Consider the following 25,682-nt stretch of genomic DNA (forward strand, 5'->3'; position numbering starts at 1 on the left):
TCGCCGCCGGGGTGACCTCCGGGACGGCAAGTCTACGTCCCCACCCGCAACAGGGTCTCGACGGTGTGGTCACCGAGCCGGGCCCGACCGCCCAGGGCGGCCAGCTCGAGCAGGAACGCCAGTGCCACGACCGTCCCCCCGCAGCGCTGCACCAGCCGGGCGGCGGCCTCGGCCGTCCCACCCGTGGCGAGCACGTCGTCGACCACGAGAACACGCGCACCGGGCTGCAGTGTTCCCCGGCGCAGCTCGATGGACGCCGTGCCGTACTCCAGCTCGTAGTCCTCGCGCTCGACCGGCGGCGGCAGCTTGCCCGCCTTGCGCAGCGGGACGAAGCCCACGCCGAGCCGGGTGGCCAGCGGCGCGCCGAGGAGGAACCCGCGCGCCTCCATCCCGGCGACCACGTCGACGCCGCCGTCGGCCTCCACCAGGGAGGCGAACGCGTCGGTGACGTCGGCCAGGGCCGCACCGTCCGCCAGCAGGGGCATGATGTCCCGGAAGACGACCGGCGGGTGCGGGTAGTCCGGGATGTCCTGGATGAGCGAGCGGATCTCGGCCGCCCTGGCCGGACCGAGCCCGGCCAGGGCGACCACCGAGATGTCGTCCTCGATCACGGGTGACGTCACCTGCCGCCGCGCTTCCGGCGCGGCTGGGACCCGTGCCCCTGGTGATGCCCCGGGATCAGCTGGGACCGTCCGGCGGCCACGGCCGCGAGCTCGGCCTCGTGGCCGCCCTCGTCGGCCAGGCGACCCCGCTCGGCCAGCACCTCCTCGGTGTGGCGGCGGATCTTCGGCTCGCGCTGGCGCAGCGACACGTCCAGCGGCGTGGCCAGGAAGATCGACGAGGCCGCACCGACCGCGATACCGACGAACAGCGAGAGCGAGAGGTCCCGCAGGGTTCCCGCGCCGAGCACGAAGGCACCGAGGAAGAGGATGCCCGCCACCGGGAGCAGGGCCACCACGGAGGTGTTGATGGACCGCACCAGGGTCTGGTTGACGGCCAGGTTGGCCCGCTCGGCGTAGGTGTTGCGCGACTGGTCGAGCACACCGGTGGTGTTCTCGCGCACCTTGTCGAACACGACCATCTTGTCGTAGAGCGAGAAGCCCAGGATCGTCAGGAAGCCGATGATCGTGGACGGCGTGACCTCCCAGCCGATCAGGGCGTACACCCCGGCGGAGATCAGCAGGTCGCTGAGCATCGCCAGGATGCCGGCGACCGACATCCGCCAGGCGCGGAAGTACACGGCCATGAAGGCCGCCGCGAGGAGGACGAAGACCGTCACGCCCCACAGCGCCTTCTCGGAGACCGACTCGCCCCACGTGGGGCCGACGAACGAGGAGTCGACGTCCGCGGCCTCGACGCCGTACCCGGCGGCGAGGGCCTCGACCACGGCCGTCTCGTCGGCGCCGGAGACCTGCGAGGTCTGGACCCGGACGGCGTCGCCGCCGACGACCGCGACGCGCGGCTCGTCCTCCGGCAGCACCTCGTGCACGGCGTCGACGGCGACCGACTGCTCGGTCGTCGACGTGCCGTTGACCGTGAACTCCGAACCGCCCCGGAAGTCGATCCCGAGGGTGAGGCCCTTGGTGAGCAGGATGATGATCGAGGCGATCCCCAGGACGCCGACGATCGAGAACCAGACCCGCCGCTTCGCGACGATCGGGTAGGAGCGACGACCCGTGTACAGGTCGTTGCCCCACTGGGCGAAGGTCATGCTGCCGGCCATCAGCGGCTCTCCTCGTTCTCGCCGGGGACGGCGTCGTCACGGCGTTCGTCGGTCCCGGGGTCGTCCGGCGGCCCGTCCGCGGCGGCCGCACGGCGCTGCGCCGCGCGGCGCTCGGCGATCGTCATCCGGCGACCGGAGTCGTCGGTGCTCGGCGCCGGCGAGGCGGTGGCCCCGGCGAAGGCGGGCACCGGTTCCTTCTCGGGCTCCTCGGAGGTCTCCGGTGTCGGCTCCGGCGTCGAGAAGCGCCCCGCCCCCACGTACCGGGGGCCGCTGGTGCTGCGCAGGCGCTCGGGCGAGAGCCCGGACAGCGAGTGACCGTCGCGGAAGAACGGCACCTTGGTCAGCAGCTGCAGCGTCGGGTGCGTGAACCAGAAGACCACGGCGATGTCGATGATCGTCGTCAGACCCAGGGTGAACGCGAAGCCCTGCACCCCGCCGACGGCGAGGAAGTAGAGCACGATCGCGGAGATCAGCGTGACCGACTTGGCGGCCAGGACGGTGCGCTTGGCCCGTCGCCATCCTCGCTCGACCGCCATCGCCATCGAGCGTCCGTCACGCATCTCGTCCCGGATGCGTTCGAAGTACACGATGAACGAGTCCGCGGTGAAGCCGATGGCCACGATCAGACCGGCGACGCCCGCCAGGGACAGGCGGTAGTCGATCGTCCAGGACAGCAGCGCGATGAACACGTAGGTGATGGCGCCCGCGATGAGCAGCGAACCGACGGTCACCAGACCCAGGGTGCGGTACTGGAAGAGCGAGTAGACGACCACCAGGGCCATACCGATCAGACCCGCGATGAGACCGTTGCGGAGCTGCTCGGAGCCGAGCGTGGCCGAGATCGTCTCCTGGCTCTGGACCTCGTAGGCGATCGGCAGCGAGCCGAAGCTCAGCTGGTTGGCCAGCGTGGCCGCCGAGTCCCGGGTGAACGACCCGGAGATCTGCGCCTGGCCGTCGGTGATGATCACACCGGGCGCCAGCGACGGGGCCGAGATGACGAGCCCGTCCAGGACCATCGCGAACTGGTTGCGCGGGGACTCCAGGCTCTGCAGCCGCTCGGTGACCTGGCGGAACTCCGTGGTGCCCTCGGCGTCGAACTCGATGTTCACGACCCACTCGTTGGTGGTCGTGCCGTTGGGGCCGGAGCCGAGCCCGGAGCTGGCGTTGCTCAGGTGCGTGCCGTCGACCTCGACCGGGCCGAGGACGTACTTCAGCATGCTGCCGTCGTTGGAGCAGGTGACCAGGACCTGGTCCGGGTCCGCCCCGCCGCCACCGGCCAGGTTGGCCGGGTCGGTGCAGTCGAGGGCGTCGAACTTCTCCTGCACGGCGGGCGTGATCTGCGCGAGGTCGGAGGCGTCGGTGGGGTCGACGTCCTGCGCCTCGGTCGCGATCTGCTCGTCGAGCGCGGCGAGCTCCTCCGGGGTGGCTCCGGCCGGGGTCTCGCCCTCGGCCGCGTCGCCCTCGCCCTCGGCCGCGTCGCCCTCGCCGGACCCGTCGGCGCCCTCGGACGCCTCCGCGGACGGCTGCTGGGACGGGATCCCGAGCTCGTAGGCCAGGACCGGGCGGAAGCGCATCTGCGCCGGCTGGGAGACGAGGTCGATCGTCGCCTGGGACACCTCGCCAGGGATGGAGACGACGATGTTCTCGCCACCCTGGTTGACGATCTCGGCCTCGACGACGCCGGAGGAGTCGATGCGCTGCCGGATCACGTTGATCGACTCGTCGATCGCCTCCGGCGTGAGCTCGGAACCATCCGTCGACGTCGGCGTCAGGATGATCTGGGTCCCGCCCTGCAGGTCGAGAGCGAGTCCGGGTGCCAGGCTGGCGCCGCCGGGGTTGTCGTCGCTCTTGGGGTCCAGGTAGGTCCCGACGAGGAGGGCCACGAACGGCACCACCATCGACAGGAGCGCGAAGACCACGAGCGTGCGTACCGGACGCGAGCGCCGCGTGCTGGAGTTGGCCACTTGGTTCTCTTCCCGTGTGCGCGCCGCCGGAGCGGAGCGTGATGGCGCCGGTCGGGTCAGGGCCCGACCGGCGCGGAGGTCACTTGTCCTCGGTCTCGCCGTGCTCCCGGCGCTTGTCCTCCTGGACCTTCCGCTCCGCGGTGTCCAGCTCCGACAGGTCGTCCGGCACCTCGACGGGACCGTCTGCGGGGGCGATGCTACCGGCTTCCGACGTGTCCTCGGTCACCTCGTCGTCCTCGGAGTCCGCCACCGGCTGGTCCATCCGCTTGACGACGGCGGCCCGCAGCCAGCGGGTCTGCGACCCCGGGGTGGACTCGAGGGTGACGATGTCCGACTCCTCGTCGATGTCGACCACGGTGCCGACGAGCCCGGAACCCGTCATGACTTCCTGGCCGGGGGCGAGCGAGGACCGGAACTCGGCCTGCTGCTTCTGCTGCTTGCGCGTCCGCGAGCTCATGAACAGCATGAGCGCGGCGAGCGCGACGAAGAGGATGATGATCGTGGGGTCCACGGGGATTCAGTCCTTCTATCGGAAGATCGTGTGTTCGTCTCAGTCTAGGGTGCCGTGCGGCACCCTCAGACCTCGTCGAACAACGTGCGCGACGTCGCCCCGGTTCCCTCACCGCTCGCCGACGCCGGTGCGGCCCACGTCCCCGCCGGCGGCTCCAGCCCCAGGTGCTCCCACGCCGCGGCGGTCGCGACCCGCCCGCGGGGGGTGCGCGCGACCAGTCCCTCGCGCACGAGGTACGGCTCGGCGACCGTCTCGACGGTGTCGGACTCCTCGCCGACGGTCATCGCCAGCGTCGTCAGCCCGACCGGCCCGCCGCCGAACCGGCGGCACAGCGCCGCCAGGACGGCGCGGTCCAGTCGGTCCAGGCCGATCGGGTCGACCTCGTAGACCTCCAGCGCGGCCCGGGCCGCCCGCAGGTCGAGCACGCCGTCGCCGCGCACCTGCGCCCAGTCCCGGACGCGGCGCAGCAGGCGGTTGGCGATCCGCGGGGTGCCGCGCGAGCGGCCCGCGATCTCGTGCGCGGCCTCGTGCTTGATCTCGACACCGAGCAGCCCGGCCGAGCGCAGGATCACCCGTTCCAGCTCGGCCGCCTCGTAGAAGTCGAGGTGCCCGGTGAACCCGAAGCGGTCGCGCAGCGGGGCCGGCAGCAGCCCCGACCGGGTGGTGGCCCCCACCACCGTGAACGGCGGCAGGGTCAGCGGGATCGCGCTGGCACCGGCGCCCTTGCCCACCACGACGTCGACCCGGAAGTCCTCCATCGCGACGTAGAGCAGCTCCTCGGCCGGGCGGGCGAGCCGGTGGATCTCGTCGATGAACAGCACCTCGCCCTCCTCGAGCGAGGACAGCACGGCGGCGAGGTCGCCCGCGTGCTGGATCGCCGGGCCGCTGGTGACCCGCAGCGAGGTCCCCAGCTCGGCGGCGATGATCATGGCCAGCGTGGTCTTGCCCAGCCCGGGCGGACCCGACAGCAGCACGTGGTCCGGGGCGGTGTCGCGCGCCATGGAGGCCTGCAGCACCAGGGAGAGCTGGTCGCGCACCACCCGCTGCCCGACGAAGTCGTCGAGCTTCTTGGGCCGCAGCGCCGCCTCGGCCGCGCGCTCGACCTCGTCGGCACCCGCGCCGACGAGCCGTTCGCCGAGGTCCTGGGGGTCGATCGCGCCCTCAGCCATGGCGCGGCCCCAGCTGCCTCAGAGCCGCGCGGAGCACGGCAGGAACGTCGGCGGCGGCGATCCTCTCGGTGCCGGCCTCCGCCAGCGCCTTGTCGACGGCGCCCTCGGCGATCTTGGCGGACCAGCCCAGACCGACCAGCGCCTCGACGACCTGGTCGCGACCGTCGCCGCCGGTCGGGGCGGTGCCGCCGTCCTCGGTGCCGGCCGCGTCCGTCGGTGCACCGAGCCGCCCGGAGAGCTCGAGCACGATGCGCTGGGCGCTCTTGGTGCCGATCCCGGGCACGCGCCGCAGCGCGGCCGTGTCCTCGTCCGCCACCGCGCGGCGCAGGGCGGACGGGGTGAGCACGGCGAGCATCGCCAGGGCGATCCGCGGGCCGACCCCGGACACCGACTGCGCGGTCTCGAACACCTCGCGCTCCTCGGTGTCGGCGAAGCCGTAGAGCGTCAGCGAGTCCTCGCGCACCACGAGGGTCGTGTGCAGCAGGGTCCGCTCCCCCACGCGCAGACCGGCCAGCGTCGACGGCGTCGCGTGGACCAGGTGGCCCACGCCGCCGACGTCGACCACCGCGCGGTCCAGGGCGACCTGCGCCACGGTGCCGGTCAGGGAGGCGATCATCGGACGTGTTCCTTCCGTGGGGTGCGCGGGGCGCGCTGCCGCCCGCGTGCGCGGTGCTCGGCCGCCGCCCAGGCGCGCTGCGCGGGGGTGAGCTCGTGGTGGTCGCCGCCCTGCAGGGCACCCGCCGGGCGCCACAGGTGGGTGATGGCGAGCGCGAGGGCGTCGGCGGCGTCCGCCGGGCTCGGTGCGGTGTCCAGCCGCAGGATCGAGGCGACCATGCGCTGGACCTGCGCCTTCTCCGCCCGGCCGGAACCGGTCACGGCGGCCTTGACCTCGCTGGGGGTGTGCAGGGCGACCGGGACGCCGCGCCGGGCGGCGGCGACCATCGCCAGGCCGGCGACCTGCGCGGTGCCCATGACGGTCCCCCGGTTGTTCTGGGCGAAGACGCGCTCCACCGCCACGACGTCCGGGGTGTGCTCGTCCAGCCAGCTCTCCAGGCCGTCGGCGATCGTCAGCAGGCGCAGGTCCGTGCTCGTGCCCGGCGCCGAGCCCAGCACACCGACGCCCACGAGGGCGGCCCGGCGCCCCCGCCGGGAGTCCACGACCCCGACACCGCACCGGGTCAGCCCCGGATCCACTCCCAGCACTCGCACGCCGTCACTGTCTCACGCACCCCCGACAGGGCCGCCGAGGCGCGCCCGCACCTGCGGTGCGCTGCGCGTCAGTCCTCGTCGAGCGCGGCCATGACCTCGTCGGGGGCGTCGAAGTTCGCGTACACGTTCTGCACGTCGTCGCTGTCCTCGAGGGCGTCGATGAGCCGCATGATCTTGCGCGCCCCCTCGACGTCGACCTCGACCTGCATCGACGGGTGCCAGATCGAGTCCGCGGAGTCGTACTCGATCCCGGCGTCCACGATCGCGGAGCGCACGTCGACCAGGTCGGTCGCCTCGGACAGCACCTCGATGTAGTCGCCCTGGTCGATGACCTCCTCGGCGCCCGCGTCCAGCGCCGCCAGCATGACGTCGTCCTCCGTGACGCCGTCGGCCTTGGGCACCACGACCTGACCCTTGCGGGAGAACAGGTAGGACACCGAGCCGGGGTCGGCCAGCGACCCGCCGTTGCGCGTGAAGGCCGTGCGCACCTCGGCCGCGGCACGGTTCTTGTTGTCGGTGAGGCACTCCACGAGGACGGCGATGCCGTTGTTGCCGTAACCCTCGTACATGATGACCTGGTAGTCGACGGCGTCGGCGCCCTCACCGGAACCGCGCTTGACCGCGCGGTCGATGTTGTCGTTGGGGACGGACGACTTCTTCGCCTTCTGGATGGCGTCGAACAGCGTCGGGTTGCCCGCGGGATCGCCGCCGCCGGTGCGGGCCGCGACCTCGATGTTCTTGATCAGCTTCGCGAAGAGCTTGCCACGCTTGGCATCGATCGCCGCCTTCTTGTGCTTGGTCGTGGCCCACTTCGAGTGACCGGACATGACCTGACTAACTCCTTCGCGTGGCGTTGACTTCGCGGACGAACTGCGCGTGCACCCGCCAGTCCCCGGTGACCTCCGGATGGAACGCGGTCGCGAGCAGTCGCCCCGAACGGGCTGCCACGATCTTACCGGCGGCCTCGCCGAGACCCGCGCCGGCGGTCGAGCGCTCGGGGATGCGGGCGAGCACCTCCACCCCCGGACCCGCCTCGGTGATCCAGGGCGCGCGGATGAACACCGCCCGCACCGGACCGCCGTCCAGCCCCTGCATCGGCAGGTCCGCCTCGAAGGAGTCGACCTGACGGCCGAACGCGTTGCGCTGGACCGTCACGTCCATCCCCCCGAGCGTCTGCTGGCCCTCGATCCCGCCGGTGATGCGGTCCGCCAGCAGGATCATGCCCGCGCACGAGCCGTAGACCGGCAGGCCGGCGGCGATCGCGGCGCACAGCGGGTCGCGCAGCTCGAACACGCGCAGCAGCTTGTCCATCGTCGTGGACTCCCCGCCGGGCAGCACGAGGCCGTCGACCGCCTCGAGCTCGGCGCGGCGGCGGACCGGCACGACGCGCGCACCGGCGCCCTCCAGGGCCCGGGTGTGCTCGCGCACGTCCCCCTGCAGGGCGAGTACTCCGATCGTCGTGGTCACCGCGGCAGTGTACGCACCACGGCGCCGCGGCCGAAGCCGGTCGTCTAGCATCGAACAGGTGCACACCCCCGGTTCCCGCTCGTGGCGCGCCGGTCTGGTGCCCACGGGGCGCCCCGGTGCGCACGAGGTGCGCCCCGCGGCGCTCGTCGTGGTCGCCGTCGCGGCCGGCGCCCTCGGCGCCCTCGGCGGGGTCGCCCTCCGCGCGCTGGTGGGGCTGCTCACGCAGGTGTTCACCGGCTCCGCCGACCCGTCCGCGCACGGGGTGGGGGTCGGCCTCTCGCACCCGGCGGTGCCCTGGCTCGGTGCCGGGGTGCTCGTCGCGGCGCCCGTGCTGGGCGGGCTCCTGCAGGGACCGGTCGTGCACCGGTGGGCTCCCGTGAGCGCCCGCGGGCTCGGGGTGCCCGAGGTGATGCTCGCCGTCGCCCGCGACGGGGGCCGCGTGCCGCCCCGGGTCGCCGCGGTCAAGGCGTACGCCGCCTCGGTCTGCCTGGGCTCGGGAGGCAGCGTGGGCGTGGTCGGCCCGACGGTCCAGATCGGTGCCGTGCTGGCCTCCGGGGCCGGCCAGCTCCTACGCCTGCCGGACCACCGGTTGCGCGCCGTGGTCGCCGCCGGCGCGGCGGCGGGCATCACCGGCGCGTTCGACGCCCCGCTCGCCGGGGCGCTCTTCGCGGTCGAGCTCGTGCTGCTCGAGATCAGCGGCGGGGCCCTGGCCGTGCTGGCGCTCGCCGTCGCCACCGCCGTCGGGGTCGGGCACCTGCTCGGCACCGGCGGGCCGCTGCTGGCGCTGCCCCCGCACACCGTCGCCGGCGGGCCGGCGCTCGCGGCCGTGGGCGTGCTGGGCGTGGCCGCCGGGGCGACCGGAGCCCTGTTCACCCGCTTCCTGTACGCGACCGCCGACGTCTGCGACCGGCTGTGGCGCGGCCCGGAGTGGCTGCGCCCGGCCGTCGGCGGGCTGCTGCTCGGCGGGCTGCTGCTGTGGTGGCCGCAGCTGTACGGCGTGGGCTACGGCGCGGTGGCCGACGCGCTGGCCGGCCGGTTCGTCCTGGCCACGCTGCTGGCCCTGGTGGCTCTGAAGATCCTGGCGACGAGCCTCACCCTGGGCGTAGGCGGCTCCGGCGGGGTGTTCGCCCCGGCCCTCTTCGTCGGGGCGATGCTCGGCGGCGCGTGCGGCCAGGTGGTGACCACGGTGTGGCCGGGGTCGGGCACCGACGCCGCCGCCTTCACCGTCATCGGGATGGCGGCCGTCCTGGCCGGGACCGTCCGGGCACCGGCCACCGCGGTGGCGTTCGTCGTGGAGGTGCTGGCCGTCCCCGAGCTGCTGGCCGCGCTGCTGGTCGCGGTGCTGCTGGCCGCGGTGACGAGCCGGCTGCTGTGCGCCGACACGGTCTACACCCGCAAGCTGACCCGACGCGGGGTCGCGCTGCACCGCTAGTCGCGGTGCTCGAGCGCCTCGTCGTCGTTCTCCTCACCCAGGTGCCGCACGACGCCGTCCCAGCCCGCGACCAGGTGGTCCAGCAGGTCCGGCAGCACGCGGGGGAACACCTCGCGCGTCTCGGCCCGCAGGTCGTCCGCGCTGAGCCAGCGCATCTCGTCGAGCACGTCCCGCTCGACGTCGGTCCACCCGTGGTCGGTCGGCTCGTGACCGTCCTCGACGCGGGCCACGAAGAACACCTCGTCCTGGCGGCAGGTCTCGGCGAAGAAGTGGAAGAGCCCGGCGCGGGTCATGACCGGGCCCTCCAGGTCGGCCGGTCCGAGCTCCAGGCCGGCCTCCTCGCGCAGCTCGCGCAGCGCCGCCTGCTCCTCCGTCTCGCCGGCGTCGATGCCGCCGCCCACGGTGAACCACCACGACCGGGTGGGGTCGTCGGCGTCGTGGCCGCGCACCAGCAGGGCCCGGCCGGCCCCGTCCAGGACGATGACGCGGGCGGCGCGCCGGTGGCGCCGGCCGTCGTCCCCGGGCACCCAGTCGGGGCCCAACGAGGACGACGCCGGCGTCTCCGGCGAGCTCACCAACCGCGCTCCGCGAGCCGGACCGGCTCCGGGTCCTCGTCGACGTTGATGCCGACCATGGCCTCGCCCAGACCGCGGGAGACCTTCGCCAGGACGTCCGGGTCGTCGTAGAAGGTCGTCGCCTGCACGATCGCCTTGGCGCGCGCCACCGGGTCGCCGGACTTGAAGATGCCCGACCCCACGAAGACGCCCTCGGCGCCGAGCTGACGCATCATCGCGGCGTCCGCCGGCGTCGCGATGCCGCCGGCCGTGAACAGCACGACGGGCAGGCGACCGGCGCGGGCGACCTCCGCCACGAGCTCGTACGGCGCCTGCAGCTCCTTGGCCGCGACGAACAGCTCGTCGGCGGGCAGCGAGCTGAGCCGCTGGATCTCGCCACGGATCTGGCGCATGTGGGTCGTGGCGTTCGAGACGTCGCCCGTCCCGGCCTCGCCCTTGGAACGGATCATCGCCGCACCCTCGGTGATGCGGCGCAGGGCCTCGCCGAGGTTGGTGGCGCCGCACACGAACGGCACGGTGAAGGCCCACTTGTCGATGTGGTGGGTGTAGTCGGCGGGCGTGAGCACCTCGGACTCGTCGACGTAGTCGACGCCGAGGGACTGCAGCACCTGGGCCTCGACGAAGTGCCCGATGCGCGCCTTGGCCATCACGGGGATGGAGACGGCGTCCACGATGCCCGCGATCATGTCCGGGTCGCTCATGCGGGCGACGCCGCCCTGAGCGCGGATGTCAGCGGGGACCCGCTCGAGGGCCATGACCGCGACGGCCCCGGCGTCCTCGGCGATCTTCGCCTGTTCGGGGGTGACGACGTCCATGATGACGCCCCCCGTGAGCATCTCGGCCATCCCCCGCTTGACGCGGGCCGTGCCCACCTCGCCGACGCCCGTCGTGCCGGCAGGTGTCCCGGTGGTCTCGCTCAACGCAACCTCACAGAAGTTCTTCGAGCACGCCGCGACCTCCGGGCCGCCCGCGTGCCGGCGTGGTCCCACGCCGTAGGCCCCATCCTACGGCGGTTCGCCCGCGGGTCAGGCCCGCTCGAGCCCGGCCGGCATCTGGTCGTCGAGCTCGACCGTGCGGGGAAGCGGTGCCCGGCCCGCCAGCCGCAGCCAGCGCACGACGCGGGGACGCCGGGCACGGCGCGCCTGCGCCACGGCCTCGTTGTGGAAGCGCCGGGCGAGCTGGGCCCGGTACCAGGCCGAGTACAGGTCGCCCAGCAGGTCGTCGCCGACCTCGGTCACCCGCAGCTCGGCCACCTCGTCCGGGTCCTCGAGCACGGACCGCAACGTCATGGACAGCGCCGACTCGGCGCGCTCGCGCTCGGGCGGGAGGCCGCGCAGCGAGAAGGCCTCGCTGGGGCGCGGGTCGGCGGTGCGGTCGGGCACGTCCAGGGCGGCCAGCGCGGCGTCGGCGAGCAGCACGGCGCTGGCGGGATCGAGCAGCCCGGCGGACGCCAGGTCGACGGACACCCGCCCGCGCCGGTCCAGCTGCGCCTGCAGCGCGTGCCGCGAGGCGACGACCTTGCGGTGCAGACGGTCCAGCCGCGAGGCCGTGACCCAACCCAGCCACAGCGCCAGACCCACGAGGACGACGACGACGAGCGCCGTCTCGGACCAGCTCCAGCTCATCGGTCGACACCCCCGCGGGTCCGGGGGCCACGACCCAGCAGCCACGGCGGGCGCCCGGCCAGGAGGTCCTCGTGCACGGCCCCGTCGCCCAGCGCCTCGGAGGCGGCGAGGGCCATCTCGTAGACCGCCAGTACCCGCTCGGTGACCTCCGACCAGTCGAAGGTGCGCACGAACCGCCGGGCCCGTTCGCGGCGTTCCTCGGTGCCCGCCGGGTCCGCGAGCGCCGCCAGGACCGTCGCGGCCAGGTCCTCGGCGTCGCCGGTGCGGAAGAGCCGACCCGCCGTGCCGTCGTCCAGCACCCGGCGGAACGCCCCCAGGTCGCTCGCGACGACGCCGGTGCCCGCGCTCATCGCCTCGACGAGCACGATGCCGAAGCTCTCGCCGCCGGTCTGCGGGGCCACGTACAGGTCGGCCGACGCCAGCAGCGTCGCCTTGTCGGCGTCGCTGACGCCCCCGAGCCACTCGAACGACGACGCGTGCCCGCCCAGCGCGGCCTCGGCCTCGGCCCGGCCCTCGTCACCGCGCCCGGCGACGAGGAAGCGCGTCCCGGGCACCTCGGCGAGGATCCGGGGGGCCGCCGCCGCCAGGACCTGCAGCCCCTTGCGCGGTTCGTCGAGCCGGCCCAGGAAGGCCACGGTGGGCGCCTCGGGCGTGCCCTGCCAGCGTGGCGCCGGGGGCACGTCGAAGTGGTCGACGTAGACCCCGTTGGGCACCACCACCGCGTCCCCGCCGAGGTGGTCGATCAGGGTGCGTCGGGCGTCCTCGGACACGGCGATGCGCGCCGAGATCTTCTCCAGCGACTGCCGCAGCAGCGGGTGGGCGATCTGCAGGGCCCGCGACCGCACCTGCGAGGTGTGGAAGGTGGCGACCACCGGTCCGTCGGCGACCCACAGGGCCAGCATGGACAACGACGGGGTCATGGGCTCGTGCAGGTGGAGCACGTCGAAGCGGCCCGCGTCGATCCACCGGCGCACGCGCGCGGCGGCCCGCGGGCCGAAGGCGAGGCGCGCCACCGAGCCGTTGTAGCGCACCGGCACGGCCCGGCCGGCCGGGGTGACGACGTCGGGCACCTCGGTGTCCTCGTCGGCCGGGGCCAGGACGGAGACCTCGTGCCCACCCGCGCGCAGCGCCTCGGCCAGGTCGCGCACGTGGAACTGCACCCCGCCGGGGGCGTCGAAGGAGTACGGGCACACGATGCCCACGCGCAGCGGTCGCATCACGCCTCACCCGCCCGGGCCTTGGTGCGGGCGTACCGTTCGGGGTCGAGGTCGTCGACGAACACCTTCTGCAGCATGTGCCAGTCCGCGGTGCGCTCGACGAGGAACTCCCCGACGGCGTCGACCCACTCCTGGGTGAGCAGCGCGACCTGCTCGGCCCGATTCTGACCGGCGGGGACGGGGACCGGGGGCATGAAACGGATGACGGTCCCCCAGGCCGACCCCGCGCGGCGGCGGCGCTCGCCGTGCAGGCGTTCGTGGAAGACACCGGTCGGCACCAGCGGGGCGCCGGTGGCCAGCGCCAGCGCCGCGGGGCCGGCGGCGACCCGGGCCCGGTGGCCGCACAGGTCGACCTCGACGCCGCGGGACGTCAGGTCCCGGTCGGCCAGCAGCGGGAGGAGGCGGGGGCCGTCCTCGGCGCCGCGCACCAGGTCGCGGAACACGCCGTCGTCGCCGAGGGCGAGCACGTCGATCCCGATCGAGCGGCGGAACGCGACGAACTCGGTGAACAGCGCGGCGGGTTCGAGGCGTTCGGCGACCGTCAGCACCGGTGCCAGGTGCGGCGTGGCCCAGGCCCCGGCGAGGTCCCAGTTGCCGCAGTGGCTCAGCGCCATGACGACCGAACCGCCCGCCTCCACCACCGGGCGGACGTTCTCCTCGCCCTCGACGCGCACCCGGGCGGCGATCTGGTCGGGGTCGGCGCCCTGGAGCGTGAACGCCTCGCGGAAGTAGCGCAGGTAGCGGCGCATCCCCTCGCGGGACAGCCGGCGCAGCGCCCGCGCGTCCAGCTCGGGCCGGACGCGGGCGTAGTTGGCCTCCAGCCGGCGCACCCCGGCACCGTGGCGCCACCAGGTCAGGTCGGCCGCCACCGTGGCGGCGGCCCGCTGCAGCGGTTCGGGCACCCGGTGGGCGTGCCGCCAGGCGAAGGTGTAGAGCGCCGCGACGTCCATCAGGCATCCTCCAGGGGACGGCCGCCCAGGTGGATCTGACGGCGGACCGTCATGATCCGCTGGACGACCGTGACGAGGCTGGCGACCGCCAGCAGGGACAGCACCACGACGAGCACGAGGACCGGCAGGCCGACCTGGACGAACCCGGTGGGCGCCAGGGCGATGACCAGCCGGTCGGTCCGCGCGGCGATGCCCACGTCCGCGCTCGCCCCGACGGACTCGGCGCGGGCCCGGGCGTACGGCACCACCGAGCCCAGGGCGAGGCAGGCCAGCGCGGCCACGGTGCCCCAGGTGGCGTAGGGCACGTCGGGGTGGAGCACGAACCAGAGGGTGATGCCGACGAAGACCGCGCCGTCGGAGATCCGGTCCAGGGTCGAGTCTAGGAAGGCCCCCCAGGGGCCGCTGCGGCCGGAGAGGCGCGCCATGACCCCGTCCAGGGAGTCCAGCAGCGCGAAGAGCCCGATGAGCACCCCGCCGAGCAGCAGGTGCCCGGTGGGCAGCAGGGTCAGGGCGACCACCGTGACGACCACCGTGCCCGCCACGGTCACGGTGTCCGGCGAGACGCCCCGGCGGAGCAGCAGGTGCGCGAGCGGGGTGAACAGTCGCTGCATGGTGGCCCGCAGGCGGCCGAACATGGGTGTTGCTCCTCGGTCTGTGGTGTGCCGGCTCCGGCCGGCGACGCCAGGGTAGCGGTCGGCCCGGCTCAGGCGTCGGGCCACGCCGCGGCGAGCCGGGCGCGGGTGTCGGCGAGCAGCTCCGGCAACGACTTCGTGCGGCCCACCACGGGCAGGAAGTTCGCGTCCCCGAGCCACCGCGGCACGACGTGCTGGTGCAGGTGCGCGGCGATCCCGGCACCCGCGACCTCCCCCTGGTTCATCCCGAGGTTGAACCCGGCCGGCGCGTAGACGTCCCGCACGACCTGCATCGCCGTCTGGGTCATCGTCGCCAGCTCGAGGGTCTCGTCGTGGGTCAGGTCCGGGTAGTCCGACACATGCCGGTACGGCAGCACCATCAGGTGCGCGCTGTTGTACGGGTACAGGTTCAGCACGACGTAGCACGCGGCCCCGCGGGCGACGACGAGGCCGTCCTCGTCGTCGCCCGTGGGGATCCGGCAGAACGGGCAGTGCTGCACCGAGGAGTCGGCGGGCTTGTCCTGCCCGCCGATGTAGACCATCCGGTGCGGCGTCCACAGCCGCGCCATGTCGTCCTCCGGCGGGCCGAAGCGGTCCGCCGGCACCTGCTCGGGTCCGGTCGCGGGATCCGTCACGTCAGACCTGCTCGCGGTCGCGGACCGCGGTCACGATGCGCTGCACGGCCTCGTCGACCGGCACCCCGTTCTCCTGGGTCCCGTCGCGGAACCGGAAGGAGACGGCGCCGGCGTCGGCGTCCTCTCCCCCGGCGATGAGCACGAACGGCACCTTCTGCTTGGCGGCGTTGCGGATCTTCTTGCCGAACCGGTCGTCGGAGGTGTCGAGCTCGGCCCGCACGCCCTCGGCACGGAGCTTCGCCACGACGTCGCCGAGGTAGTCGTCGAACGCCTCGGCCACGGGCACGGCGAGCACCTGCACCGGGGCGAGCCAGGCCGGGAAGGCGCCGGCGTAGTGCTCGAGCAGGACGGCGAAGAACCGCTCGATCGAACCGAACAGCGCCCGGTGGATCATGACCGGCCGCTGCCGGGTCCCGTCGGCCGCGGTGTACTCCAGGTCGAACTTCTCCGGCAGGTTGAAGTCGAGCTGGATCGTCGACATCTGCCAGGTGCGGCCGATGGCGTCCCGGGCCTGGACCGAGATCTTCGGGCCGTAGAACGCGGCACCGCCCGGGTCGGGCACGAGGTCCAGACCGGAGGCGGTGGCCACCTCCTCCAGGGTGCGGGTCGCCTCCTCCCAGGCCTCGTCCTCGCCGACGGACTTCTCCGGGTCGCGGGTGGACAGCTCGAGGTAGAAGTCGTCGAGTCCGTAGTCCTTGAGCAGGTCCAGCACGAACGTCAGCGTGGTGGACAGCTCGTCGCGCATCTGCTCGCGGGTGCAGTAGATGTGCGCGTCGTCCTGGGTGAACCCGCGCGCGCGGGTCAGGCCGTGCACGACGCCGGACTTCTCGTACCGGTACACCGTCCCGAACTCGAACAGCCGCAGCGGCAGCTCCCGGTAGGACCGCCCGCGCGAGTCGAAGATCAGGTTGTGCATCGGGCAGTTCATCGGCTTGAGGTAGTAGTCCTGCCCCGGCTTGCGCACGACGCCGTCGTCGTCGAGCTCGGCGTCCAGGTGCATGGGCGGGTACATGCCGTCCGCGTACCAGTCCAGGTGCCCCGAGGTCTCGAAGAGCCGGCCCTTGGTGATGTGCGGGCTGGCGACGAACGAGTAGCCGCCCTCGATGTGCTTGCGCCGCGAGTAGTCCTCCATCTCCGTGCGCACGATGCCGCCCTTGGGGTGGAACACCGCGAGCCCGGAACCGATCTCGTCGGGGAAGCTGAACAGGTCCAGCTCGCTGCCCAGGCGTCGGTGGTCGCGTCGCTCGGCCTCCGCGAGCCGCTCCAGGTAGGCCTTCAGGTCGTCCTTGGTCGGCCAGGCGGTGCCGTAGACCCGCTGCAGCTGCGGGTTCTTCTCGCTGCCGCGCCAGTACGCCGCGGCCGAGCGCATGAGCTGCACGCCGTTGCCGATGAGCCGGGTGGACGGCAGGTGCGGGCCGCGGCACAGGTCGGACCAGACGACCTGCTCGCTCTCGCGGCCGGCGCCGCGGACGTTGTCGTAGATGGTCAGCTCGCCGCCGCCGACCTCGACGGAGGAGCCGTCCTCGTCGGACGCGCCTCCCTTGAGGCCGATCAGCTCGAGCTTGTACGGCTCGGCGGCCAGCTCGGCCCGCGCCTCGTCCTCGGTGACCACGCGCCGGCGGAAGGTCTGGCCCTCCTTGATGATGCGGGCCATCACCTTGTCCAGCTTCTTGAGGTCCTCGGGCGTGAACGGCTCGGCGACGTCGAAGTCGTAGTAGAAGCCGTCGGTCACCGGCGGACCGATGCCGAGCCTCGCCTCGGGGTTGACCTGCTGCACCGCCTGGGCGAGGACGTGCGCCGCGCTGTGCCGCAGGACCGCCAGCCCGTCCGGCGAACCGACGGCGACCGGCTCGACGACGGTGCCGGGCACGACCTCGCGGGACAGGTCCAGCAGCTCGCCGTCCACGCGCATGACCACGACGTCGCGCCGGTCGGCGAAGAGCTCGGTGCCCGTCGTCGCCTGCTCCACCGTCACCGCGGTCGTGGGGTCGGTGGCGTTCGCTACGGCGTCGGACACGGTGGTGCTCCTTGCGCTGGTGGTTCGGGTGGGCGGCGGCCCGCGGGCCGCCGGGCGACATCGCCGGTGGCGACGCCCCTCGATCGTACCGACCCGGCGCGGACGCCGGTGCCCGCGACCCGGGCCGCCGCCGGGTGCGGTGCGGGACCGACGCCCGGGACATCCATGTGAAGTAATTCACAAGAAACGTCCTCGCAGGTCAGGCTATGTGGTCTTACCATGGAGCCAGACGCCGGATCGGCGCCGCACACCGGCCGCGAGAGTCGCGACCCGGACCCTCGGAGGGGAACATGACCACCATCGCCCGCACCACCAGCACCACCCCCACCGGCAACCGCGGGGTGCGCATCGTGGGAATCGTCGCCCTGATCGCCGGCCTCGTGATGATCGTCGCCGGTGCGGTCACGTGGGCGACCGTCAGCTCCCAGCTCAGCGCGCAGAACATCACCGTCTCGGAGGACGCCGCCTTCCTCGCCGGGGACGAGGTCGACGGACCGTTCTCCGCCTACGCCCAGGCGCAGATCATCGACAAGCACGCGCTGGACGCCACCGACGGGCTCACCTACGCCGAGCTCGACCGGGAGGACCCGCGCCGCGACACCGCGATGAACGCCTCGTTCCTGCGGGCCTCGCTGTTCACCTCGGTCGTCGCCTACGGCGTCAGCGCCCTGGTCATCGGCCTCGGTGTCCTGTTCGGCCTGCTGGGCTGGTCGGTGCGCTCCCTCGCCGTCGAGGCGCCGCCGGTCAAGACCGCCGCGGAGGCCTGACCGACACCGCACGCAGGGCCCGCTCCCCCGTCGGGGAGCGGGCTCTCGCCGTGTCCGCGGGGACCGGGCAGGATGGCACGGTGGACCCCTCCGACGGACCGCCCGTCGACCCGCCCTCGGCGGCCCGGACGGCACGCACCCTCGCCGAGCTCGACGCGCACCTGGTCTCCTGCCGCGCCTGCCCCCGCCTGGTCGCCTGGCGCGAGCAGGTCGGCCGGGAGAAGCGCGCAGCGTTCCGCGACGAGACGTACTGGGCCCGGCCGGTCCCCGGTTTCGGGGACGCGCACGCGTCCGTCGTCGTCGTCGGGCTCGCCCCCGCGGCCCACGGGGCGAACCGCACCGGCCGGATGTTCACCGGCGACCGCAGCGGGGACTTCCTGTTCGCCGCGCTGCACCGCTGCGGGCTCGCCAACCAGCCCGAGTCGACGGGCCGGGGCGACGGCATGGCCCTCGACGGCGTCCGCCTGGTGGCGCCCGTGCGGTGCGTGCCGCCCGAGAACCGCCCCACGCCGCAGGAACGTCGGCGCTGCGCGCCCTACCTCGCGCGCGAGCTGGAGCTGCTCGCCCCGACGCTGCGGGTCACGGTGGCGCTCGGCGCCATCGGCTGGAACGCGCTGCTGGGCTCGCTGTCCGAGCAGGGCTGGTCGGTCCCGCGTCCCCGGCCGCGGTTCGCCCACGGAGCCGAGCTCGCCCTGCAGCACCTCGACGGCGGGCCGCGGCGCCTGACCGTGCTCGGCAGCTACCACGTCTCGCCGCACAACACCTCGACCGGCCGGCTGACCCCGTCGATGCTCGACGCCGTGCTGGGCCGGGCGGCGACCCTCGCCCGGCACCCGAGGGCCGCGACGTGACCAGCATCCCCGACCGCACCGAGCCGCCGCTGCGCGCCGACGAGACCCGCACGCTGCGCGCCTTCCTCGACTACCACCGCGACACCCTGCGCCGGAAGACGTCCGGCCTGACCGCCGACCAGCTGCGCACCCCGCTGCCGCCGTCGGACATGACGCTCGGCGGGCTGCTCAAGCACCTCGCCTACGTCGAGTCGCACTGGTGCAGCGTCGTCCTGACCGGCGCCCCCGCCCTCGCCCCCTTCGACACGGTCGACTGGTCGGCCGACCCGGACTGGGACTGGCACTCGGCGGCGGACGACTCCCCCGCCGCGTTGCGCGAGCTGTACGACACGACCGTCGCCGCCGCGGACCGGCTCCTGGACGCGGCGCTGGCGGTCGCCGGTCCGGAACAGCTGTCCGCGCGGGAGGACCGGCACGGCGGCGGCCGGTTCAGCCTGCGCTGGATCCTCGTGCACCTGGTCGAGGAGTACGCCCGCCACAACGGGCACGCCGACCTGCTGCGCGAGGCGGTCGACGGCTCGACGGGCGAGTGACGCAGGTCAGACCGGGCGGCGCCGCTCCGTCGCGATGATCTGCTCGGAGACGAACGCCACGACGACGGCGAGCAGGACGACCGGCGTCATCGCGGCCGCGTTGGAGCCCAGCAGCACCACCACCAGGACCGCCGAGGCCACGGGGTAGGGAAGGATCGCGGCCGTCGCGGCGGCCATCCCCGCCGCCATGGCCGGGATCACCCCGTAGCCCGGCAGGCCGGAGACGAGCACGCCCGCCGCGGCGCCCAGGAGCACGGCCGGGAAGATGGCGCCGCCGCGCAACGCGCCGAGAGACACCCCGTACCCGATCGACTTGAAGGCGAGGAGCGCGACCAGCACCGGCGCGGACCATGCGCCGGGGTCGGCGGCGAGCGGCTCCAGCAGCCCCTGACCGCTGAGCGCCACCTCCTCGGGGGACCGACCGGTCAGCAGGGCGTAGGCACCCGCGCACCCGCCGACGACCAGCGCCGCACCGACCGCGGCGGACAGCGGCCGGTCCGCCGCCCGTCGCGCCGTCCAGCGGCCGAGGTGGTGCACCTGCCGCACCGCGAACGCGGTGGCCACGGCGAACGGCACGGTCCACAGCACGTCGCCGAGGTCGGGCCGGTCGGGGCCGGCGAGGTCCGGCAGCGCGAGCGAGGGGATCTGCAGACCGGTCCAGGTGCCCATGCCGGTGAAGACCAGGGACCCGATCCCGGCGGACAGCAGGCAGGGCAGCACGACACGGGCGAGACGGGGACCGGCCAGCCCGGCCGCCTCCAGGACGAAGATCGCGGCGACCAGCGGGCTGCCGAAGATGGCCGCGAGCGCCGCGGCGGCGCCGGCGACCGTGATCAGCGCACCGGCCCCGGGCGCCCCGGACGCCGCGACGGGTCGCACGAGCAGCAGGGCGACGGCCGACCCGAGGGCGAGCAGCGGCGCCTCCGGACCGAGCACCACGCCGAGCGGGAGCCCGCCGAGCGCCGCGAGGAGGATCCCGGGCACGAACCGTGCGGGCACGGGGTCGATGCCCAGGCCGTCGATCGGGACGTGACCCCCGTGACCGGGCAGCCACCGGACGGCGACACCGACGAGCACACCACCGAGCAGCAGCCACGGCAAGGCCCACCACCAGGGCGCCACCTCGTGGCCGAACGTCGCGGGCCACGTCTCCCAGACCGCGTGCTCCAGGGCGTGCAGGAGCGCGAGGAACCCGAAGGCCACCAGGGACACCGGGACACCGATGCCCGCGGCGAGCAGCAGCACCCCCACGTAACCGCGCGTGCGGGCGGCACGCTGCTCGGGGGTCAGGTCCTCCTCGGCCGGGGCGGGGTCCGACGGCGGCTGCTCGGCTGTCACCGCCCGGTCAGCCGAGGACCTTGGCCTTGGCGGCGGAGAACTCCGCGTCGGTCAGCAGTCCGGCCGAGCGCATGTCGCCGAGCTGCTGGAGCTGGGACATGGTCTCCGTGGCCGGGGCCACGGCCTGGGTCGGCTGCTGCTGCGCGAGCAGCTGCTGCATCTGTTGCTGCTGCGCGAAGTGCGCCTCCTGGGCGTGGTACGCCTCCGCGGAGGCCTGCTGGGTGCCCCGGGCCCCCGCCCGGTCGTCCATCCGCCGGCTGACGGCACCGGCGGTCCCCGCGATCACGGCGGTCCGGGCCATGGTGCCGATCAGGCCCGGGCGGCCGACTCTCCTGACCATGTCAGTCCTCCTCGTCCAGCACGCTCGTCAGCTCCTCGATCGCGGCCGCCGGTACCGTCATCATGTCGATGACGCGCCCGCCCGCGTCCCGGACGGCACCGGCCAGGCCGGTCGCCCAGGTGTGCTCGAACACGAGCATCCCGACCGCCGTCCCCGGGGCGAGGTCGGCGGCCACGGCGTCGACGTCGTCCTCGGCCAGGAACCCGGCGGGCTCACCGACCAGGTCGCCGAGCTCGGAGCCGGCGTCGGCGGCCTCGAACCACTCGATCTCGCCCTCGAGGTCACGACGGATCGCCAGCGCGTCCAGGACGTTGATCGTCCCGGCGTCCTGCAGCCGGGTCAGCTCGGCCAGGACCGCGCCGGTGAACTCACGGTGCGGGAACTCGACCAGGAGGAGCTCCACGGGGGCGGTGACTGTCATGTCGGGCCTTTCCGTCGGGCGCCCGCGGCGGACGCCGGGATCGGCGGGACCGGGCGGCGGACGCGAAGGCGCTGCTCAACCGCCACGATCATGGTCCGGGGCGGGACGTGGCGCAACAGGAGCGCCGGCCCGGAGGCCGTGACGGGCCGGGGACGGTTGGCGCGCGTTGTGTGAGACGGGTGTGAACACCGCCGTGTCGCGGCGGACAGCCGGGCGCCGACGACCCACCATGGTGGGCGTGCCACGCGACGACACCCCGATCTTCGACGCCCTCGCCCGCGAGTTCGAGGCGGGGCGACCCCTGCTGCACGTGGCTCGTGCGCTCGGGGGCGACCCCTTCGGCGACCCCCTGGCGCGCACGCGCGCCACCGAGGTCCGCCTCGTCTCGCCGGACGCCGCGTCCCGCCTTCCCCGCCGGTCGCGCCGCAGCCGGGCCCGCGACTGACCGCCGGTCGGGGCGACGGCGAAAAAAGTCCATCCACGTGCATCCGGATCGGTCACCGTTCACGAACACCTGGTGTCAAGCCACCGGAGCAACCCCGCCAAGGACGGCGGGACCGACACCAGGAGGACACATGCGTACGATCCGAACCACGGCCGCCCTCGGCGCCACCGCGTTGGCCGCCGCAGCGGGCACCGCACTCGCCCTGCCCGCCTCGGCGGACGGACATGTCGCGATGCTGAGCGTCCTGCACGGCGTGCCGGACACGACCGTGGACGTGTACGTCAACGGTGAGCTCACGCTCGACGACTTCGAGCCCGGCGACCTCGCCGGCCCGCTCGAGCTCGAGCCCGACACCTACTCGGTGGCGATCACCGCCGCCGACGCCGAGGACGACTCCGACCCGGTCATCGGCCCCGTGGACCTGCCGCTCGAGGGCGGCATGAACTACACCGCGGCCGCGCACCTCGACGCCGAGGGCTCGCCGACCGCGACGCTGTTCACCAACGACACCTCCGAGATCGCCGCCGGTGAGGGCCGCCTGACCGTCCGTCACGTGGCGGCCGCTCCGGCCGTCGACGTGCTGGCCGGCGGTGACCCGGTGATCGAGGGCCTCGAGAACCCTGACGAGCAGGTGCTCGACCTCCCGGCCGGCACGGTCTCCGCGGCGGTCGCCGCCGCCGGCACCACCGACCCGGTGATCGGGCCGGCCGACGTCGACGTGGCCGAGGGCACGAACACCATCGTCTACGCCTGGGGCTCGCTGGAGAACGACTCGCTGGCTCTCGCCACGCAGACCGTCGAGGGCATGCACTCCGCTCCTGACGGCGTCGACGCCGGGACCACCGGTGCCGCCGCTGCCGACCACCACGGCTTCTTCACGCCGTTCACCGTCGGCACCATCATGACCCTGCTGGCCGGGTTCGTCATCGCGATCGCGGTCCGGGAGGGCGTCCGGGCGCACCGGGCACGCCGGTGACACGCACACACCGCTCCGCGGCGGGCCGGGTCACGCGCCCGGTCCGCCGCGTGGCCCTGGCCACCGTGGCCGCCGTCTCCGTCTCGACCCTGGCCGGCGTGCTGATGGTCGTGGCCGACGACACCCCCACGGTCGGGGCCGACGTCCCCCGGGTGGAGGCCGCCGAGGCGACCTCCGCACCGGAGGCACCGGCGTCCCCCTCGGCGTCCGCCGACCCGACGCCGGGGGGCGCCGGCGACCAGGAGGGTGCCGGCGGGCCGGCGGTCCCGGACATCCCCGTCGTCTCGGCCGATCTCGCGGGGATCGAGCCGGCCGCGCCACCCGAGCTGGTCACGGTCCAGGGACTGCTGGAGACACCGGTCCGTCCGGTGGGCGTGGACCCCGACGGCACGATGGAGCTCCCCGAGTCGGGCGACGTGGCGGGCTGGTACCGCTTCGGCCCGGCCCCGGGCGACCCGCAGGGCGCGGCCGTTCTCGCGTCCCACGTCGACACCCAGGAGGGTGTCGGGAAGTTCGCCCGGCTGGCCGAGGCGACGGCCGGCGACAAGGTCACGGTGACCGACGCCGACGGCGTCCGGCACCGGTACGAGGTCACGGAGATCACGCGGTACTCGAAGGAGGCGGTGCCCTGGGAGAAGTTCTTCGACCGCTCGGGTGAGCGGCGACTGGTCCTGGTGACGTGCGGCGGCCGGTGGGACGCCGAGGCGGGCCACTACGAGGACAACCTGGTGGTGACGGCCGTGGCGACGTGACGCGCGGCGGCTGACGCGCTAGGTTCGACCCCGAAGCCGCCGATCGCGCGGGACGACCCGTATCACGGAGGTTCTGTGACCACTGGGGCCGAAGGTGCCGCACTGCCGGCCGCCGACCCCGACGCGGACGTGAGCGCCGCGTTCGCAGCCGGCACCGAGGACGGACTGGCAGCGGCCTACCGTCGCTGGTCGTCTCTCGTGCACACGGTCGCACTCCGGTCGTTGGGCGAGGTCTCGGACGCCGAGGACGTCACCCAACAGGTCTTCGTCGCCGCCTGGCAGGCACGCGGGTCCTACGACCCGCAGCGGGCCAAGCTGTCGACCTGGTTGCTGGGCATCGCCCGGCACAAGATCGCGGACGTGCACGCCTCCCGGGAGAGGCTGCGACGCCAACGCCGAGCCGCGGAGGCGTTCACGCCGAACCCCGTCGGGGAGGCCGACCCGGTCGGTGCCCCTGTCGTGGACCGGGCGATCGTGGCCGACGAGCTGGACCGGCTCGGCGACCCGGCCGGGACGATCCTGCGGCTCGCGTTCTACCGGGACATGACACACACGCAGATCGCCGAGGAGATGTCCCTTCCCCTCGGCACCGTCAAGAGCCATGTCAGGCGAAGTCTGACCCGGCTGCGCACACGATTGGAGGTGGATGGTGCAGCACGTTGACCCGGAGGTCCTCGCGCTCCTCGCGCTCGGGGAGCAGGACGTCGTGTCCGACGACGAGCGCGCCCACCTCGCCTCGTGCGTGGCCTGCCAGGCCGAGCGCGACAGCCTCGCCGACGTGGCCTCCACGGCGCGCGAGCTGGGGCCCGAGGAGCTGGTGGCACCGGCGCCCCACGTGTGGGACCGGATCCGCGCGGAGATCGACCAGGAGGAGGCGTCGAGCGATGCCGCCTGGGTCGCCGGCGTCGAGTCCGCCGAGGCGGAGGTCGTCGACCTCGCCTCCCGACGGCGCCCGGCCGCGCTCTGGGCCGTGGCGGCCGCCAGCGCGGCGCTCGTCGTGGGTGTCGGTGGCGGTATCGCCTGGGAACGGGCGCAGGGCCCCGAGGCCGTGACGGCCCCCACGCCCGTCGCCGTCGCCCAGGCCGAGCTCGAACCGCTGCCCGACTGGCCCGACTCGACGGGTAGCGCGACGGTCGAGGAGGCCGCCGGCGGCGAGCTCGAGATCGTCGTCTCCGTCGCCGGGGCGGACGGCTCCGGCGAGGGTGCCTACCGCGAGGTCTGGCTCATCGCCGACGACCTCAGCGGCATGGTCAGCCTGGGCGTGCTCAAGGGCGACACCGGGACGTTCCCGGTACCCGCCGGGCTGGACCTGGAGCGCTACTCGCTGGTCGACGTCTCGGAGGAGCCGTTCGACGGCGACCCCACGCACTCCGGCGACTCGATCGTCCGCGGGGGTCTCGACCAGGCCTGACCGCCCGCACGACGCGTCACCCTCTCCCTGTCCGGCCCGGACGCCGTGGACCCTCTGGTTCCGCGAGCGTCCGGGCCGGACGTCCGTGCGTCGCGGGACCGGTCACCGTCCGCCGGCCGGCCCCAGGCCCTCCGTGCGGTCCACGTACCCCACGGTGCGCTCGCCGACGGTGGTCAGCGCCGCGGCGTAGCCGCCCACGGGAGGACGCAGGTCGCTGGTGACCAGTGCCGCCGGCGACGCTCCGCCGAGATCGGTCCAGGTGCGCGCCTTGACCGCGGCCTCGCGGCGCACCCAGTCCCCGACGGCGCCCGGGTCCGGCAGGTCGGACGCCCGCTGGACGTCGACGCCGACGGGACCCTGCGGGTCCAGCGCGACGACGACCAGGACGCCGGAGTGCGCGACGGAGACCCCGGGGCGGCGGTCGCCCGGCCCCAGGACGCGTGGCGCCCCGTGCGGCCGGCCGCACTCGGCGCAGGTGCGGTCCAGCACGACCTCCGCGGCGCCCACCCCGAGGTGCGCGGCGACCGCGAGGCGCAGCAGGGCCGCACCGACCAGCGACCGCCCGCGGTCGGCGGGGCGGTCGAACGAGTCCAGGCGCGCCCGTTCGGTGTCGTCGAGCAGGGCGGTCAGCTCGTGGTCCGCGGCGGCGAGGGTGGACCACCAGACCTCGACCGTCACCGTCTCACCTGCCACTTTGTGTTCCGCATCTAGGTAAGGCTAAC

At 74.0% G+C, this 25,682-nt stretch carries 30 protein-coding genes; 9 read left to right on the top strand and 21 right to left on the bottom strand.

Going from position 1 to position 25,682, the window contains the following annotated elements; translation table 11 throughout:
- Positions 1–32: 32 nt before the first annotated feature.
- From Q6349_RS10825 to pdxT, 9 genes are all read right to left on the bottom strand, one after another.
- Complete coding sequence (locus tag Q6349_RS10825) at positions 33–608, bottom strand: adenine phosphoribosyltransferase (RefSeq protein WP_304604457.1); 576 nt, start codon at positions 606–608, stop codon at positions 33–35.
- A gap of 11 nt (positions 609–619) precedes the next feature.
- Complete coding sequence (gene secF, locus Q6349_RS10830) at positions 620–1,723, bottom strand: protein translocase subunit SecF (protein ID WP_171248210.1); 1,104 nt, start codon at positions 1,721–1,723, stop codon at positions 620–622.
- Positions 1,723–3,687, bottom strand: coding sequence for a protein translocase subunit SecD (secD, locus tag Q6349_RS10835; protein WP_369810820.1), 1,965 nt, complete (start codon positions 3,685–3,687; stop codon positions 1,723–1,725). The genes secF and secD overlap by 1 nt, the downstream gene beginning before the upstream one ends.
- A gap of 79 nt (positions 3,688–3,766) precedes the next feature.
- Positions 3,767–4,198 carry a preprotein translocase subunit YajC gene (yajC, locus tag Q6349_RS10840; RefSeq protein WP_304604090.1) on the bottom strand — a complete coding sequence of 144 codons (432 nt, stop codon included), beginning with the start codon at positions 4,196–4,198 and terminating at the stop codon, positions 3,767–3,769.
- 65 nt (positions 4,199–4,263) lie between these two features.
- Positions 4,264–5,367: a Holliday junction branch migration DNA helicase RuvB gene (gene ruvB, locus Q6349_RS10845; protein ID WP_304604091.1), complete on the bottom strand. Its 1,104-nt coding sequence runs from the start codon at positions 5,365–5,367 to the stop codon at positions 4,264–4,266.
- Complete coding sequence (ruvA, locus tag Q6349_RS10850) at positions 5,360–5,983, bottom strand: Holliday junction branch migration protein RuvA (protein WP_171248208.1); 624 nt, start codon at positions 5,981–5,983, stop codon at positions 5,360–5,362. Before ruvA ends, ruvB begins: the two co-directional genes overlap by 8 nt.
- The gene (ruvC, locus tag Q6349_RS10855; RefSeq protein ID WP_171248207.1) at positions 5,980–6,576 is read right to left on the bottom strand and encodes a crossover junction endodeoxyribonuclease RuvC; all 597 of its coding nucleotides are present in this window, start codon (positions 6,574–6,576) and stop codon (positions 5,980–5,982) included. Before ruvC ends, ruvA begins: the two co-directional genes overlap by 4 nt.
- 68 nt (positions 6,577–6,644) lie before the next feature.
- Positions 6,645–7,403, bottom strand: coding sequence for a YebC/PmpR family DNA-binding transcriptional regulator (locus Q6349_RS10860; protein WP_171248206.1), 759 nt, complete (start codon positions 7,401–7,403; stop codon positions 6,645–6,647).
- Between the two features lie 7 nt (positions 7,404–7,410).
- Positions 7,411–8,043 (bottom strand): pyridoxal 5'-phosphate synthase glutaminase subunit PdxT, encoded by a 633-nt coding sequence (gene pdxT, locus Q6349_RS10865; RefSeq protein WP_304604092.1) that lies wholly within the window; start codon positions 8,041–8,043, stop codon positions 7,411–7,413.
- A gap of 58 nt (positions 8,044–8,101) precedes the next feature.
- Between pdxT and Q6349_RS10870 the strand changes: the two genes are divergently transcribed.
- Complete coding sequence (locus Q6349_RS10870) at positions 8,102–9,475, top strand: chloride channel protein (RefSeq protein WP_304604093.1); 1,374 nt, start codon at positions 8,102–8,104, stop codon at positions 9,473–9,475.
- On the opposite strand, the gene Q6349_RS10875 is transcribed toward Q6349_RS10870, so the two are convergent.
- The 8 genes from Q6349_RS10875 to thrS all read right to left on the bottom strand — a co-directional run bounded on the left by Q6349_RS10875 (position 9,472) and on the right by thrS (position 17,126).
- On the bottom strand, positions 9,472–10,050 hold the full coding sequence (locus Q6349_RS10875) for an NUDIX hydrolase (RefSeq protein WP_304604094.1): 579 nt from the start codon (positions 10,048–10,050) through the stop codon (positions 9,472–9,474). The two genes, Q6349_RS10870 and Q6349_RS10875, sit on opposite strands and share 4 nt — an antisense overlap.
- The gene (gene pdxS / locus Q6349_RS10880; protein ID WP_171248202.1) at positions 10,047–10,970 is read right to left on the bottom strand and encodes a pyridoxal 5'-phosphate synthase lyase subunit PdxS; all 924 of its coding nucleotides are present in this window, start codon (positions 10,968–10,970) and stop codon (positions 10,047–10,049) included. Before pdxS ends, Q6349_RS10875 begins: the two co-directional genes overlap by 4 nt.
- Positions 10,971–11,075: 105 nt before the next feature.
- On the bottom strand, positions 11,076–11,675 hold the full coding sequence (locus Q6349_RS10885) for a hypothetical protein (protein WP_171248201.1): 600 nt from the start codon (positions 11,673–11,675) through the stop codon (positions 11,076–11,078).
- Positions 11,672–12,883 carry a glycosyltransferase family 4 protein gene (locus Q6349_RS10890; RefSeq protein WP_304604459.1) on the bottom strand — a complete coding sequence of 404 codons (1,212 nt, stop codon included), beginning with the start codon at positions 12,881–12,883 and terminating at the stop codon, positions 11,672–11,674. Before Q6349_RS10890 ends, Q6349_RS10885 begins: the two co-directional genes overlap by 4 nt.
- 8 nt (positions 12,884–12,891) lie before the next feature.
- Entirely contained in the window at positions 12,892–13,842 is a 951-nt protein-coding gene (locus Q6349_RS10895) for a phosphatidylinositol mannoside acyltransferase (RefSeq protein ID WP_304604095.1), read from the bottom strand.
- Positions 13,842–14,477 carry a phosphatidylinositol phosphate synthase gene (pgsA, locus tag Q6349_RS10900; protein WP_304604096.1) on the bottom strand — a complete coding sequence of 212 codons (636 nt, stop codon included), beginning with the start codon at positions 14,475–14,477 and terminating at the stop codon, positions 13,842–13,844. Before pgsA ends, Q6349_RS10895 begins: the two co-directional genes overlap by 1 nt.
- 68 nt (positions 14,478–14,545) lie before the next feature.
- On the bottom strand, positions 14,546–15,043 hold the full coding sequence (locus tag Q6349_RS10905) for an HIT domain-containing protein (RefSeq protein ID WP_171248337.1): 498 nt from the start codon (positions 15,041–15,043) through the stop codon (positions 14,546–14,548).
- 67 nt (positions 15,044–15,110) lie between these two features.
- Positions 15,111–17,126 carry a threonine--tRNA ligase gene (gene thrS / locus Q6349_RS10910; protein WP_304604097.1) on the bottom strand — a complete coding sequence of 672 codons (2,016 nt, stop codon included), beginning with the start codon at positions 17,124–17,126 and terminating at the stop codon, positions 15,111–15,113.
- A gap of 290 nt (positions 17,127–17,416) precedes the next feature.
- Between thrS and Q6349_RS10915 the strand changes: the two genes are divergently transcribed.
- The 3 genes from Q6349_RS10915 (at position 17,417) to Q6349_RS10925 (ending at position 19,277) form a co-directional block, all read left to right on the top strand.
- Positions 17,417–17,893, top strand: coding sequence for an aromatic ring-opening dioxygenase LigA (locus Q6349_RS10915; RefSeq protein ID WP_304604098.1), 477 nt, complete (start codon positions 17,417–17,419; stop codon positions 17,891–17,893).
- A gap of 80 nt (positions 17,894–17,973) precedes the next feature.
- A complete protein-coding gene (locus Q6349_RS10920; RefSeq protein ID WP_304604099.1) occupies positions 17,974–18,744 on the top strand; it encodes a uracil-DNA glycosylase in 771 nt (256 codons plus the stop codon).
- Positions 18,741–19,277, top strand: a complete 537-nt coding sequence (locus Q6349_RS10925) for a DinB family protein (RefSeq protein ID WP_304604100.1) — start codon at positions 18,741–18,743, stop codon at positions 19,275–19,277. Before Q6349_RS10920 ends, Q6349_RS10925 begins: the two co-directional genes overlap by 4 nt.
- Positions 19,278–19,283: 6 nt before the next feature.
- Here the strand turns inward: Q6349_RS10925 and Q6349_RS10930 are convergent, their stop codons facing one another.
- Genes Q6349_RS10930 through Q6349_RS10940 form a run of 3 tightly spaced genes read right to left on the bottom strand, consistent with a single transcriptional unit; the run spans position 19,284 to position 21,376 of the window.
- A complete protein-coding gene (locus tag Q6349_RS10930; protein WP_304604101.1) occupies positions 19,284–20,615 on the bottom strand; it encodes a chloride channel protein in 1,332 nt (443 codons plus the stop codon).
- Positions 20,616–20,622: 7 nt separating this feature from the next.
- Positions 20,623–20,955, bottom strand: coding sequence for an SHOCT domain-containing protein (locus tag Q6349_RS10935; protein WP_171248195.1), 333 nt, complete (start codon positions 20,953–20,955; stop codon positions 20,623–20,625).
- A 1-nt stretch (position 20,956) separates the two neighbouring features.
- Positions 20,957–21,376 carry a DUF6325 family protein gene (locus tag Q6349_RS10940; RefSeq protein ID WP_304604102.1) on the bottom strand — a complete coding sequence of 140 codons (420 nt, stop codon included), beginning with the start codon at positions 21,374–21,376 and terminating at the stop codon, positions 20,957–20,959.
- A gap of 238 nt (positions 21,377–21,614) precedes the next feature.
- Between Q6349_RS10940 and Q6349_RS10945 the strand changes: the two genes are divergently transcribed.
- The 5 genes from Q6349_RS10945 to Q6349_RS10965 all read left to right on the top strand — a co-directional run bounded on the left by Q6349_RS10945 (position 21,615) and on the right by Q6349_RS10965 (position 24,960).
- Positions 21,615–21,821 carry a hypothetical protein gene (locus Q6349_RS10945; RefSeq protein WP_171248193.1) on the top strand — a complete coding sequence of 69 codons (207 nt, stop codon included), beginning with the start codon at positions 21,615–21,617 and terminating at the stop codon, positions 21,819–21,821.
- Positions 21,822–21,951: 130 nt separating this feature from the next.
- Positions 21,952–22,797: a DUF4397 domain-containing protein gene (locus tag Q6349_RS10950; protein ID WP_304604103.1), complete on the top strand. Its 846-nt coding sequence runs from the start codon at positions 21,952–21,954 to the stop codon at positions 22,795–22,797.
- Positions 22,794–23,549, top strand: a complete 756-nt coding sequence (locus Q6349_RS10955) for a class F sortase (RefSeq protein ID WP_304604104.1) — start codon at positions 22,794–22,796, stop codon at positions 23,547–23,549. Before Q6349_RS10950 ends, Q6349_RS10955 begins: the two co-directional genes overlap by 4 nt.
- 75 nt (positions 23,550–23,624) lie before the next feature.
- A complete protein-coding gene (locus tag Q6349_RS10960; protein WP_304604105.1) occupies positions 23,625–24,212 on the top strand; it encodes an RNA polymerase sigma factor in 588 nt (195 codons plus the stop codon).
- Positions 24,196–24,960, top strand: coding sequence for an anti-sigma factor (locus Q6349_RS10965; protein WP_304604106.1), 765 nt, complete (start codon positions 24,196–24,198; stop codon positions 24,958–24,960). The genes Q6349_RS10960 and Q6349_RS10965 overlap by 17 nt, the downstream gene beginning before the upstream one ends.
- A gap of 102 nt (positions 24,961–25,062) precedes the next feature.
- On the opposite strand, the gene Q6349_RS10970 is transcribed toward Q6349_RS10965, so the two are convergent.
- Positions 25,063–25,638 (bottom strand): 4'-phosphopantetheinyl transferase superfamily protein, encoded by a 576-nt coding sequence (locus Q6349_RS10970; RefSeq protein WP_304604107.1) that lies wholly within the window; start codon positions 25,636–25,638, stop codon positions 25,063–25,065.
- Positions 25,639–25,682: the final 44 nt, after the last annotated feature.

Source organism: Isoptericola sp. 178, from assembly GCF_030586525.1.
Taxonomy (GTDB): domain Bacteria; phylum Actinomycetota; class Actinomycetes; order Actinomycetales; family Cellulomonadaceae; genus Isoptericola; species Isoptericola sediminis.